At 40.5% G+C, this 12,729-nt stretch carries 18 protein-coding genes and 1 other annotated feature; of the genes, 17 read left to right on the plus strand and 1 reads right to left on the minus strand.

Annotated features, from left to right (window positions below):
- The first annotated feature begins 11 nt into the window (after window positions 1-11).
- Window positions 12-86: a sequence feature (ribosomal protein L21 leader region), on the plus strand.
- 15 nt (window positions 87-101) lie between these two features.
- From rplU to recN, 14 genes are all read left to right on the plus strand, one after another.
- The gene (gene rplU / locus EKM98_RS11170; RefSeq protein ID WP_125982653.1) at window positions 102-410 is read left to right on the plus strand and encodes a 50S ribosomal protein L21; all 309 of its coding nucleotides are present in this window, start codon (window positions 102-104) and stop codon (window positions 408-410) included.
- Between the two features lie 16 nt (window positions 411-426).
- Window positions 427-759 carry a ribosomal-processing cysteine protease Prp gene (locus tag EKM98_RS11175; RefSeq protein ID WP_125982654.1) on the plus strand — a complete coding sequence of 111 codons (333 nt, stop codon included), beginning with the start codon at window positions 427-429 and terminating at the stop codon, window positions 757-759.
- Between the two features lie 31 nt (window positions 760-790).
- Window positions 791-1,084, plus strand: a complete 294-nt coding sequence (gene rpmA / locus EKM98_RS11180; protein ID WP_068223809.1) for a 50S ribosomal protein L27 — start codon at window positions 791-793, stop codon at window positions 1,082-1,084.
- A 123-nt stretch (window positions 1,085-1,207) separates the two neighbouring features.
- On the plus strand, window positions 1,208-2,281 hold the full coding sequence (locus EKM98_RS11185; protein WP_125982655.1) for a M24 family metallopeptidase: 1,074 nt from the start codon (window positions 1,208-1,210) through the stop codon (window positions 2,279-2,281).
- 254 nt (window positions 2,282-2,535) lie between these two features.
- Window positions 2,536-3,093, plus strand: coding sequence for an elongation factor P (gene efp, locus EKM98_RS11190; RefSeq protein WP_125982656.1), 558 nt, complete (start codon window positions 2,536-2,538; stop codon window positions 3,091-3,093).
- A gap of 116 nt (window positions 3,094-3,209) precedes the next feature.
- On the plus strand, window positions 3,210-3,653 hold the full coding sequence (locus EKM98_RS11195) for an Asp23/Gls24 family envelope stress response protein (protein ID WP_068223819.1): 444 nt from the start codon (window positions 3,210-3,212) through the stop codon (window positions 3,651-3,653).
- Window positions 3,650-4,084: a transcription antitermination factor NusB gene (nusB, locus tag EKM98_RS11200; RefSeq protein WP_125982657.1), complete on the plus strand. Its 435-nt coding sequence runs from the start codon at window positions 3,650-3,652 to the stop codon at window positions 4,082-4,084. Before EKM98_RS11195 ends, nusB begins: the two co-directional genes overlap by 4 nt.
- A 157-nt stretch (window positions 4,085-4,241) precedes the next feature.
- Window positions 4,242-5,087, plus strand: coding sequence for a bifunctional 5,10-methylenetetrahydrofolate dehydrogenase/5,10-methenyltetrahydrofolate cyclohydrolase (locus EKM98_RS11205; protein WP_125982658.1), 846 nt, complete (start codon window positions 4,242-4,244; stop codon window positions 5,085-5,087).
- A complete protein-coding gene (gene xseA / locus EKM98_RS11210; protein ID WP_125982659.1) occupies window positions 5,088-6,455 on the plus strand; it encodes an exodeoxyribonuclease VII large subunit in 1,368 nt (455 codons plus the stop codon).
- The gene (locus tag EKM98_RS11215; RefSeq protein ID WP_125982660.1) at window positions 6,448-6,696 is read left to right on the plus strand and encodes an exodeoxyribonuclease VII small subunit; all 249 of its coding nucleotides are present in this window, start codon (window positions 6,448-6,450) and stop codon (window positions 6,694-6,696) included. Before xseA ends, EKM98_RS11215 begins: the two co-directional genes overlap by 8 nt.
- The gene (locus EKM98_RS11220; protein ID WP_125982661.1) at window positions 6,686-7,567 is read left to right on the plus strand and encodes a polyprenyl synthetase family protein; all 882 of its coding nucleotides are present in this window, start codon (window positions 6,686-6,688) and stop codon (window positions 7,565-7,567) included. Before EKM98_RS11215 ends, EKM98_RS11220 begins: the two co-directional genes overlap by 11 nt.
- Before the next feature lie 9 nt (window positions 7,568-7,576).
- Window positions 7,577-8,416: a TlyA family RNA methyltransferase gene (locus EKM98_RS11225; RefSeq protein WP_125982662.1), complete on the plus strand. Its 840-nt coding sequence runs from the start codon at window positions 7,577-7,579 to the stop codon at window positions 8,414-8,416.
- Window positions 8,417-8,486: 70 nt separating this feature from the next.
- Window positions 8,487-8,942, plus strand: coding sequence for an arginine repressor (gene argR, locus EKM98_RS11230; RefSeq protein ID WP_068223840.1), 456 nt, complete (start codon window positions 8,487-8,489; stop codon window positions 8,940-8,942).
- Window positions 8,943-8,978: 36 nt separating this feature from the next.
- A complete protein-coding gene (gene recN, locus EKM98_RS11235; protein WP_125982663.1) occupies window positions 8,979-10,691 on the plus strand; it encodes a DNA repair protein RecN in 1,713 nt (570 codons plus the stop codon).
- A gap of 290 nt (window positions 10,692-10,981) precedes the next feature.
- Here the strand turns inward: recN and EKM98_RS11240 are convergent, their stop codons facing one another.
- Entirely contained in the window at window positions 10,982-11,302 is a 321-nt protein-coding gene (locus EKM98_RS11240; protein ID WP_125982664.1) for a hypothetical protein, read from the minus strand.
- 155 nt (window positions 11,303-11,457) lie between these two features.
- On the opposite strand from EKM98_RS11240, the gene EKM98_RS11245 reads away from it, so the two are divergent.
- The 3 genes from EKM98_RS11245 to rpoZ all read left to right on the plus strand — a co-directional run bounded on the left by EKM98_RS11245 (window position 11,458) and on the right by rpoZ (window position 12,629).
- Complete coding sequence (locus tag EKM98_RS11245) at window positions 11,458-11,685, plus strand: YdbC family protein (RefSeq protein ID WP_125982665.1); 228 nt, start codon at window positions 11,458-11,460, stop codon at window positions 11,683-11,685.
- 69 nt (window positions 11,686-11,754) lie between these two features.
- On the plus strand, window positions 11,755-12,378 hold the full coding sequence (gmk, locus tag EKM98_RS11250) for a guanylate kinase (RefSeq protein WP_125982666.1): 624 nt from the start codon (window positions 11,755-11,757) through the stop codon (window positions 12,376-12,378).
- Window positions 12,375-12,629 carry a DNA-directed RNA polymerase subunit omega gene (rpoZ, locus tag EKM98_RS11255; protein ID WP_068223851.1) on the plus strand — a complete coding sequence of 85 codons (255 nt, stop codon included), beginning with the start codon at window positions 12,375-12,377 and terminating at the stop codon, window positions 12,627-12,629. The genes gmk and rpoZ overlap by 4 nt, the downstream gene beginning before the upstream one ends.
- Window positions 12,630-12,729 lie beyond the last annotated feature (100 nt).

Consider the following 12,729-nt stretch of genomic DNA (forward strand, 5'->3'; position numbering starts at 1 on the left):
ATTTGTAGCTTCCAAAGCTGCAACCGCACGAAGCGAGTTTTTAAGTTTCGTCTGAACACTTGTATTCGGCGAGTCTAAGATATTAAGGAGGTGCATATTAAATGTACGCAATTATTAAAACTGGTGGTAAACAACTTAAGGTAGAAGCTGGCGAACAAATTTGGGTTGAAAAACTTGATGCTAACGAAGGTGAACAAGTTACGTTCAGCGACGTTATCCTTGTTGGTGGCGATGATACTAAGATTGGCACACCAACAGTTGACGGTGCAACTGTTACTGGTACAGTTGAAAAACAAGGTAAGGAAAAGAAAGTTGTTACTTTCAAGTACAAGCCTAAGAAACATAGTCATACTAAACGTGGCCATCGTCAACCATATACTCGTGTCAAGATTGACACAATTAACGCATAGTTAAAATGGTGACACAATGATAAAAGCTAGTTTTGAGCGAAATGCAGAACAAGAAATTATTTATTTTCGGTTAACTGGTCATGCTGATTCTGGTCCTTATGGTAGTGATATCGTTTGTGCCGCTGTTTCGGCAGTTGCAATCGGGGCAGTTAATGGGGTTGAAGTATTGGCTGGTTTTGAACCACAAGTTAAGATGGACGAAGAAAATGGAGGCCATTTAGAGCTTCGATTACCGGCTAACTTAACTTTGGAACAAAATAAGACAGCACAAATTATTCTCGCCAATTTACATTTATCGCTTGAAAGTATTGTTGCAAGTTATCCAGATTATGTTGTAATCAAAAAATAAAATCTATCAAAAACGTAGGAGGTGCACGCATATGTTGAAAATGGATCTGCAATTCTTCTCTCACCATAAAGGTGGTGGTTCCACTGCTAACGGCCGTGACTCAGCTGGCCGTCGTTTAGGCAGCAAACGTGCTGATGGTCAAACAGTTACAAGTGGTTCAATTCTGTATCGTCAACGCGGAACTAAAATTCATCCTGGTGAAAACGTTGGAATTGGCGGCGATGATACATTATTCGCTTTAACAGACGGTGTTGTTCGTTTTGAACGTCTTGGTAAAAAGAAGAAAAAAGTTTCTGTTTACCCAGCTGAAGCAGCTGCTAAATAATTATTTAAAGGTCGAGGGCGTTTGCCTTTGGCCTTTTTTTGTGGTTTAGTGTATTTCGTTTATAGTTAGTTTTTGCTATACTGTTAGGCGTAAGTAAAAATGCGAACGGGGAGGGTTGAGGCTATGGCAAGTCGATTAGAACTTTTACGTGAAAAGTTGGCGGAAATTGAATTAGACGGCCTATTAGTGACCAGCCAGGCTAATTTACGTTATTTATCGGCTTTCACTGGAACGACCGGCGTGGCCTTAATTACGCGGACTGCCGCTTATTTTATAACCGATTCGCGTTATTTAATTCAAGCACAGCAGCAAGTGGCTCCCCATGGTTTTGTGATTATTGAAAACAAAGGGTCAATTTACGAAATGGTGAATCAATTGTTGCTGGAGTGTCAGTTGACGACGTTAGGTTTTGAAGAGGCTTATATTTCTTTTCAAACTTATGATGAATTAGCCGACCTGTTTGATGTTGGTTTGGTGCCAGTTGCCGGTATGATTGAGGAATTACGGGAAGTTAAAGAGCCAGCAGAGCTTGAACTAATTGAAAAGGCAGTTAAGATTGCTGATCAAGGCTACCAACACTTACTGGCCACCATCCATCCTGGAATGACTGAACGACAAGTAGCAAATGAATTAGATTTTTATATGCGAAAATTAGGTGCCAGCGGTACTTCGTTTGAGACAATTGTCGCTAGTGGCGTGCGATCGGCGTTACCCCATGGCGTTGCGACTGATAAAATTGTTCAGCAGCATGAATTAATTACAGTTGATTTCGGCTGTTACTACCAAGGGTATGTTTCTGACATGACCCGAACTTTTGCGATTTGTCGGCCAGATATTCAACTGCAAGAAATTTATAAGATTGTACTTGCGGCACAGCAGGCCGTTACAGACCAGTTACGGCCCGGTGTTACTGGTGCATTAATTGATACGGCGGCCCGCGAGCTTATTACTAATGCCGGTTATGGGCCTGAATTTGGCCACGATACAGGGCATGGAATTGGTTTAGAAATACATGAAGGACCGTATGCGGGTCCAGAAGTGCAGCAGCAGTTTATAGTTGGAAATATTGAAACTGATGAACCCGGTATTTATCTACCTGGGCTTGGTGGTGTTAGAATAGAAGATGACTTATTAGTGACACCAACTGGAAGTCAGGTTTTAAATCAAGCACCAAAACAAGAATTAATCATTCTCTAGGGAGTGATTTTTCAAGTATTTGGCTATGTTAGGCGATTAATTTAACGCGAAATAAAACACTAGTAAAAATTATTTCAAGATCTACTCTAAATAAATTCATCTTATTTTTTAAAAGTGACAAGAATTAAATGAAATAGATTTGCCGGATATGGCGCAGGTGTTTCGACTTGTGCCGTTAATAGTTTTTCAAAAGTGATATTTTGGCCACTAATTGACCAGAATAGATATTAGAGAACTTAGGAGGAATAATATAGATGATTTCAGTTAATGATTTTAAGACTGGTTTGACAATTGAAGTTGAAGGTGAATTATGGCGGGTAGTTGAATTCCAGCACGTTAAGCCTGGTAAAGGTAGTGCCTTTGTTCGGTCAAAACTTAAAAATTTACGTACGGGTGCCGTACAAGAAAAAACTTTTGCGGCAGGTAAAAAAGTGGGTCGCGCCCAAATTGATAATAAAAAAATGCAGTATCTCTATCAAGATGGCGATAATTATGTTTTTATGGATACAGCAACTTATGAGCAATTATCTTTACCGGGCACGCAAATTAAAGACGAATTGAATTACATTAAAGAAAATATGGAAGTTAGCGTTAGTATGTATGGTAGTGAAACTTTAGGCGTTTCTTTACCTAATACAGTTGAATTAGAAGTTGCGGAAACTGAACCTGGAATTCGTGGCGATACACAATCTGGTGGCTCAAAACCCGCAACGATGGAAACTGGTTTGGTTGTGCAAGTACCATTTTTTATTAATGTTGGCGAAAAACTAATGATTAATACTCAAGATGGTTCGTATATTTCACGTGCCTAGTTTATTGTGGAAAAATGATTTTCACGTGATTAGGGAGCAATAAAAATTTCTACTTGTTAGTTGCGGATCGTCACGGTTTGCAAAATAACCCTGATAGAATTGAGGAGGTCCAGAATATGGCTGAAGACAACAATATTGTTTTAGATTCAAAGGAACAACCTTCCCTTGGAAAAATTGAAATTGCACCAGAAGTAATCGAGATTATTTTAGGAATTGCGGCTCGTGAAGTGAAGGGCGTTTACCAAATGCGGGGGACGCTTGCGTCAAGTATTAACGCATTATTTGGTCGGGAAAATCGCGGTAAGGGTGTAAAGCTTAGTGTTTCTGATGGTAAAATCAAGGCTGAAGTTTACGTCTATTTAAACTATGGTGTTTCGGTACCTCAGGTGGCTTTAAAAATGCAGGATCGAATTAAAGAACAACTGTTATTTATGACGGATCTTTCATTAGTAGAGGTTAATATTCATGTGGTGGGTGTTATTCCGGAAAAATTGGCGACAACTGTCGATCCGAACAATCTATTTGCGGACGACGACGATGAAAATGGTGATAATAAGTGACAATTACACGGCATAAAATTCGGGAATTAGCTTTTCAAACGCTTTTTGCAATTGATGCTAATCCAGAAGTTGATCAAACGGCCTTAATGAACTCATTATTAGTGCCAGTTGACTCGGCTGCTGAAGAATCAGCAATCCCTGCGTATTTACAAAGTTTAGTGGCTGGTGTGTCTAATAGTACTGAAGTATTGGATGAACAAATTGCTGCACATTTAAGTGAAAATTGGTCGATTAAACGGATTGCTAAAACAGATTTGGTTATATTACGGATTGCCATTTTTGAGATCACTAATGTGGAAGATGTTCCGGCACGAGTCGCCGTCAATGAAGCCTTAGAGTTAGCTCGTAAATACAATGATGAGCGTTCACGCCGATTTATCAATGGTGTTTTATCGGCCATTTTACGTGAACAGGCAACACCTAATAATTAATTTTACAATGGACCAAAAAGCAGTTTAGCCGCAGTGGATCCCAGTTTTCTGCAATTATTTTATATGTAGATTGGGTGTAAAATGACAAACTGTTTTTTTGTCTATCTTTGCGTAAATTAGTAACCGGTTATTAGTTTTTAATGAAAAGGGTGGTTTTTTGGCAACTGTAATAGATGGTAAGGCCGTATCTGGGGAGATTATGGCCGATTTAACACTTGAGATAGCTCAATTAAAACAGCAGGGAGTAGTTCCTTGCTTGGCTGTTGTCATTGTAGGCGATGATCCTGCTAGCCACGTTTATCTGCACAGTAAGCAACGCCGTGCAAAGAAATTAGGAATTAGAGTACTTGTTAAGGCTCTGGCTGAAACGGCGACTGAGGCAGCCGTGCTTAAGGCATTGGCTGAGTTGAATCAGAATCCAGAAATTAACGCAATTTTGGTTGAAATGCCTTTACCTAAACAAATTAATCAGCAACATATTTTAGAGGCAATCGATCCAGCCAAAGATGTGGATGGGTTTCACCCGATTAATTTGGGCCAGTTATTTGCAGGAACGCCTAGGAACATTCCGAATACACCCTATGGCGTCATGAAATTATTGGCGCATTATCAAATACCACTAGCAGGTAAAAATGCAGTTGTTATTGGTCGAAGTGTGATCGTTGGTCGACCAATGGCGGCTTTATTAATGAATCAAAACGCGACCGTGACCGTTGCCCATAGTTACACGACTAATTTAAGTGCTTTAACGAAGCAAGCAGATATTTTGGTGGTTGCGGCTGGTAAGGCCAATTTTATTCATGGGGATGCCATCAAGCCTGGTGCAACCGTTATTGACGTAGGTATGAACCGAACGGCAGCCGGAAAATTAGTGGGCGATGTTTCCTATCAAGAAGCTAGCCAGGTGGCCAGTGCGATTACGCCGGTTCCCGGTGGTGTTGGGCCGATGACAATCACGATGTTGATGTACCAAATTGTGAAATTAACAAAGGGTGTGGCTTAAATGGCAGCGCAAACTGATTATTTATCAGTTACAGCATTAACTAAGTATTTAAAACGTAAATTTGATAGTGATCCCTATTTAGACCGTGTTTATTTAACTGGTGAAATTTCTAACTTTCGTTTACGTCCCAACGCCCATCAGTACTTTTCTTTGAAAGATGATCACGCTAAAATTAGTGCAATTATGTTTCGTTCTGCCTTCAATAAAGTAAAATTTACACCTGAAGAAGGAATGAAGGTTTTAGTTGTCGGTCGAATTTCATTATACGAGCCGTCCGGAAGTTATCAGATCTACGTTGAACGGATGGAACCTGATGGCGTTGGGGCGCTCTATCAAGCCTATGAGCAATTAAAAAAGAAGTTGACCCAAGAAGGGTTATTTGCGGCACCTAAAAAACCGTTAGTCCGTTTTCCAAAACGAATTGCAGTTATTACGAGTCCAAGTGGTGCGGTTATTCGTGATATTATTACCACAACTAGACGGCGCTATCCAATTGCACAACTTGTTTTGTTTCCAACACTGGTTCAAGGAACTGAGGCGGCCAGTGATATTACCGCAAAAATTCAGCAAGTTAATCGAATTGGTAATTTTGATACGTTAATCGTTGGTCGTGGTGGGGGTTCAATTGAAGATTTATGGCCCTTTAATGAGGAAAGAGTAGCTCGTGCAATTTTTGCTAGTCAAGTGCCCATTATTTCTTCGGTTGGTCATGAGACTGACACAACCATTGCTGATTTAGTTGCGGATGTACGCGCAGCAACCCCGACGGCCGCCGCTGAATTGGCCGTTCCGGTACTTAGCGATGAAGTGTTGAAATTGCAACAGCAACGGATTCGTTTATTTCAAGCCTTACAGTCCAAATTAGCTATCGCCAAAAAACAATTAGAGCGTTTACAACAATCTTACGTTTTTCGTCAACCTAATCGACTTTATGATGGTTACAGTCAACGAGTTGATAGCTTAAAACAACAGTTAGTAAGCGGATTTCAGCAAACTTATTTAAAGCAAAATCAGCAAGTTGCTATTTTAAATACGCGCTTGAAGCAGCAAACACCATTACGAGCGATTCAGTTGGCACAAGAAAACTTGCAACGGCAGCGGCAACAGTTAACGGATGCTGGCCAGCGTTATTTTCAGGAAAAGCGGCAGCTCTTACAACAGCAAATTCAGTCGCTTGATTATTTAAGTCCTTTAAAAATTATGAAGCGCGGCTACAGCTACGTTACTGATGACCAAGGAAATGTTTTAAAGCGTGCGGCTGATTTTAAACCAGCCAATTCAGTTACGCTACATGTGTCTGATGCAACTGTGACGGCAACGATTAAGAAAGTTGCAGTAAACGAGCAAAAGGAGGAAGACAATGGCTAAAGAACAACCATCATTTGAAGATAATCTTACCCAATTAAATGAGATTGTCACGAATTTGGAAAAGGGTGACGTCCCACTAGAAGAAGCGCTAAGTGAATTTCAAAAGGGTGTTACGTTAAGTAAAAATTTACAGGATACCTTAGATCACGCCGAGAAGACGCTGACAAAAATGATGAATGAAGATAATCAGGAAGTACCTTTTGAGGAGCCTGAAGGGATAGACGATAAAAATGACGACTAAACTGACTCGTTTGACAACAGAAATGGTGCCCGCATTGGATAGTCTATTAACCATGAAAATCCAGCATGATGTGCCGGATGAAACATTGCAAAGTGCAATGACGTATTCGGTAATGGCTGGTGGCAAGCGATTACGACCACTTTTACTTTTAGCAACCGTGCAAACTTTTTTGCCGGGCCAAATACCACAAAGCTTGCAGGCGGCCGCTGCGATTGAATTGGTGCATACATATTCATTGATTCATGATGATTTACCAGCAATGGACAATGATGATCTTCGTCGCGGCAAACCGACTAATCACGTAAAATTTGGCGAAGCACAGGCCATTTTGGCGGGTGATGGTCTCTTAACCTTGGCTTTTCAGTGGTTGAGCGATTGCCAGTTAGCGGCTGAGGTCAAGGTTGCCTTAGTGCATGAATTAGCGTTAGGCGCTGGGCCCGCCAAAATGGTGGCAGGCCAAAGTGAAGACATCGCTGGTGAAGCGCGACAATTAACGTTACCGCAACTACAAGCATTACATGAAAAGAAAACGGGAGCACTGATCAAGGCAAGCATCTTAATGGGTGCCGATATTGCGGGTGTTCAAGATTACCGGCGTGATGCATTAACTAAGTACGCCGTCAATCTTGGCTTAGCTTTTCAAATCAGAGATGATATTCTGGATGTCACAAGTACAGCTGAAGAATTAGGCAAGCCAGTTCATCAAGATGAGGCTGCCCACAAGAATACTTACCCTGGGTTATTAGGGTTGGCTGGCGCTAAAGATGCATTTAATAAGGCCATTGCCGCGACTAGATTGGCACTTGATCCGTTAGTTGCGTCAACCGACATAACATTATTTGAAGATTTTGCTGATTATTTGGAAAAATGAGGGAATAGTTTGAAAAAAGAGCGGATTGATGTTTTATTAACACAGCAAGGGCTATTTGATTCTCGTGAACAAGCCAAGCGTGCAGTAATGGCCGGTGAAGTTTACGATAAAAATGATCAACGTTATGATAAGCCAGGTAGTAAAATTGCGGCCGACGCGGTGTTACACCTTAAAGGTAAACACTTACCGTACGTTAGTCGTGGTGGGCTAAAACTGGCCAAAGCGTTAAAGGTTTTTAAATTAGATGTTACGGATAAAACTGTTTTAGATATTGGTTCGTCAACTGGTGGATTTACAGATGTTGTCCTACAAAATGGTGCTAAGATGAGTTACGCGCTTGATGTGGGAACCAATCAGTTGGTGTGGAAATTGCGGGAGGATCCGCGAGTTGTTGTAATGGAACAAACCAATTTTAGGTACAGTAAGCCAGAAGACTTTACCGCGGGGCAACCTAATTTTTCTTCAATTGATGTTTCGTTTATTTCGTTGCGGTTAATTTTACCGAATTTAGCAACTATCTTGGCTCCGCAAGGCGATGTTGTTGCGTTGATTAAGCCACAGTTTGAGGCTGGTCCCAAAAATGTCGGTAAGGGTGGGATTGTTCGTGATCGTAAAGTCCATCAACAAGTTTTAGAAACTATCCTAACTTTTGCGGCTAGTCATCATTATAATGTGCTGAACTTAGATTTTTCGCCAATTAAAGGCGGCGAACGCGGTGGCGAAGGAAATATTGAATTTATCACGCATTTACAGCTGGCCGATAGTGAAGAAGGCCAAATTGCGGCAAATGTTTCAATTGACGAAACACTTAAGGCGGCCTACCAAGCACTTAACGGTGCAAAAGCGTAAGTTTTACTTTATCTCCTTTTAAAAATACGCTATCATTAAGAAAGAACTTGCGGATTAAGAGGGTGATGGATTGCGTAAAGTAGAACGGCAACGAATTATTAGACAGTTACTCGATGAACATGATGTTGAGAAGCAAGAAGATTTGGTTGCGCTGTTAGATCACGCTGACATTAAGGTGACCCAGGCGACAATTTCCCGGGACATCAAGGATATGCAGTTAGTCAAGGTACCGTCACCCAGCGGCGGCTATCGTTATAGTTTGCCGGCGCAACAAGCAATGGATACGGAGAAAAAGCTTAAGCGAACGCTTTATGATGCTTATGTTTCTTTGGATGTTCAGGATTACTTTATCGTTTTAAAGGCCTTACCAGGTAATGGCACAGCGATTGCGACTTTAATTGACCAAATGAATTTTGATGGTGCTTTTGGGACAATTGGTGGCGACGATACTGTTCTTATTATTGCCAAGTCGGCTGATGATGCGCAACATTTATACCAGACACTTTTGGACTTGCTTGAACAATAGGCAAGTTCTTTATTTTTTAAATTGAGGAGTGTTTATGTGTTACAAGAATTAGCAATTCGTGATTTTGCAATTATTGAAAAATTAAATATTGAATTTGATTCTGGCATGACCGTATTAACTGGTGAAACTGGGGCCGGTAAATCCATTATTATTGACGCAGTTGGTTTACTGGCTGGTGGGCGTGGCTCACAGGAGTTCATTCGCACTGGCGCCAGCAAGGCTCGACTTCAGGGCCAGTTTCATTTACCAACTACTGCGGTAACTTTCTCATTACTCGATAAATATGGTATCGAACACCATGATCAGGATGTGCTGCTGCAACGTGATCTACACCGCAGTGGCCGTAATGTGTGTCGAATCAATGGTCAGCTTGTTAATACGGCCACTTTAAAAGAGATTGGTGAAACCATTGTTGATATTCATGGTCAAAACGAGCACCAAGAATTGATGCACGCTGAAAAGCATCTTGGTTTGTTAGATGAATTTAGCAAACAAGAAGTTGTACCAGTGCGAACGCGTTATGAAGCGGCCTATCAAACTTATCAACAACTAAATCGAGCTTACCAGAAACGCTTGGCCAATGAAAAAGAGTGGGCGCAACGACTAGATATGTTGCGCTTTCAGGTTGATGAAATCGAAGCGGCGCAGTTAAAAGAAAACGAAGAAGTGACGCTAACTAAAGAAAAAGATCACCTTAGTAATTTCCAACAAATTAATGATGCGCTTCAGCATAGTTACGACGCAATTAGTAGTGATGAGGCGGAAACGCTGGATCACATTGGTGCTGCCATGACCGACTTACAGCAAATTGCCGACTTTGATGATAATTACAAGTCATTAGCGGAAAGTGTGCAAACGGCCTACTATACGTTGCAGGACGTTTCGTCAGACATTTTAAAGCAAACCGATTTATTGGATTGGGATGAAGGTCGTCTTGATGAAATTGAAAAGCGGTTAGAGGTGATTGAACAACTAAAACATAAATATGGCGATAGTACGACGCAAATATTGCATTATTACCATAAAATTAAACAAGAATTGCAACAAATGGAAGCAACTGAAAATGATGAGGGTCAATTAGAAGCAGATGTGGCGGCGGCTAAAGATAAATTGCTAACGATTGGTGAGCAACTTACTAAAATTCGAAAAAAAGGTGCAAAACAGTTAGCTCAGGCCATTCATCAGCAATTACGCGAGCTTTATATGGAAAAAACGGTTTTCTCCGTTGTTTTTAAACCACAATCAGGCACGCATTTCTACGCGACAGGTTTGGATGATGTTGAATTCTACATTCAAACTAATCCGGGGGAAACTGCCCGACCACTTGCAAAAATTGCCTCTGGCGGTGAATTATCCCGGATGATGTTGGCTTTGAAAACAATCTTTACTCGCAGTCAGGGAATTACTAGTATCGTTTTTGATGAAGTTGATACGGGAGTTAGTGGCCGAGTAGCGCAGGCAATTGCGGATAAGATTAGTGGCATTGCTCGTTTTTCACAGGTGCTTTGTATTACACACTTACCACAGGTTGCGGCCATGAGTGATCATCATTTCTTCATTCAAAAACAAATCGTGGGTAAGCGGACGAAGACAACGGTTGAAGCACTAACCTTAAATTCGCGAGTTGATGAATTAGCCCGGATGCTAGCGGGGACAACCGTTACTAAGTTAACCCTTGAGCACGCAAAGGAACTTTTAGAATTGGCGGAGACTGAGAAAAGTAAGGTTATTCAGCACGCAACTGAGTAAAATTATTATTACATTGGGATTGGCTTAGGGTGTATCTTCGAAATGGATAGATCAGTTTCATTCTTGGAATTGTGGTTTTTATTATTAAGATAATTCAAGAAAATAGATCGCTAACTTGGAAAGAGCGATGAATTTTCTACAAGTAATGAACATTTTTTAATTTGAAGATACATCCTAAATTAAATCAATAAAAAAAGAGGTTGCTAGCAATAATTGAACTACAGATTAGCCGTAAAACTTGGTTAATTATGTACTTCAATTATTGTAACAATCTCGGTTACGATCGTGATTTAAGTGAGTTCGATATAGCGGATGGCGTTAGCTGTAACTAAATGAATTAATTTTTGATCGAGGCTAGTAAAAAACGTAATGTGACCGCGCTGATTAAAGTAACCAGTTATAGCCGTTTGACCACCATGATCAAAATCATTAAATTGGACGGTAACTAGTTGTTTGCGCGTGAGGACTTGTTTTAAGTAGTAGCTGATTTGAAAGCGGGGCATTTGTGGTTTTGCGTCTAAGTTTAGTTGATCCTCAGGGGTTAGCAACTTATTGTAAGAAGTTTGAATTCGCGAACCTAAAGTCTTTAGTCTAACTTGTTTTGATTCCATTTTTAATTGCCTCCGAACGTTTGTTTGTATCATCATTATACGAACAAATGTTCAAAAAAGCAACCATTCTTTATAATTTAATTGTGCTTTATAGTGACGTCAGGCTTTTAAGCATGTTAAACTTATCTCAATAAAATTCCGGGGGGCACCGTAAATTGGCTAACCAAATTAATTTTGAAATTGAAGAAACGATTGGTATTTTAAGCACCAATAAGAGTGGTTGGACGAAGGAACTTAACTTGATCAGTTGGAATGGTCGACCACCAAAATTTGATTTACGTGATTGGGCACCTGACCACGCAAAAATGGGTAAGGGTATTACATTAACTAATGAAGAAGTGGCATCTTTACGTGAAATCCTTGTTGGAATGGTTAATGAATAACTTGAAAAAAGTTATAAAAAAGTGCAAAATGAAGTTTAATACGTTTAGGGAAGAAGGAGAAGTAAGCTAATGGCAACGCGTGGAATGTTAATTGTGCTGTCTGGGCCATCGGGCGTTGGTAAAGGAACTGTTCGTAAGGCGATGTTTCGGGATAATAAGAAACGAGATTTTGTCTACTCAGTATCGATGACAACCCGAAAACCACGACCTGGAGAAGTTGATGGTGTGGACTATTATTTTCGTAGTGAGCAGGAGTTTAAACACGAGATTGCGACCGATGGCATGCTGGAGTATGCGCAATACGTCGATCATTATTACGGAACGCCATTGAAGTACGTTAATCAAACGTTGGACTCTGGTAAGGATGTTTTTTTAGAAATTGAAGTCAACGGTGCAATGCAGGTTCGCGAAAAATGTCCAGACGGTGTTTTTATTTTCCTAACACCACCTGATTTATCTTCTCTCAAAGAACGGATTAAGGGACGTGGCTCTGAAGATAGTCAAACAATTAATAAACGGATGGTTAAGGCTGTGCAAGAGATTAAGATGATGCAGCAGTATGATTATGCCGTTGTTAACGACCGAGTTTTCCTTGCAGTTAAACGAATTGAGAACATTATTGAAAGTGAACATTTGCGTGTGAAACGAGTTATGACGCAATATGAAAAAATGATTGGAGCGGTTGAAAAATGATTTTATATCCCTCAATTGATAAATTATTGGAAAAAGTTGATTCACGTTATTCGCTGGCAGTTTTGGCGGCCAAACGTGCTCATGAAATTGAAGCTGGTGCCTTAAAAATGTTACCAGAATATCGGTCACCACAAACAGTAGGCCAAGCATTAGAAGAGATTGCTGAAGGCGACGTTATTATTGATCCGGCTTCACAAATGACTGAACGAGAAGCAGAAGCAATTGATGAAGAAAATAAGCACGATAAATAATAATATTAACTTGAAGGTCAGGAAAATTCCGGCTCTCTGTCAAATCCTGTTGATAGCCAATTTTACAGCGTTAGAAGTTAGGCAACTTCTAATGCTGTTT

It is taken from the genome of Loigolactobacillus iwatensis (assembly GCF_003950295.1).
In the GTDB taxonomy this organism is placed as follows: Bacteria; Bacillota; Bacilli; order Lactobacillales; family Lactobacillaceae; genus Loigolactobacillus; species Loigolactobacillus iwatensis.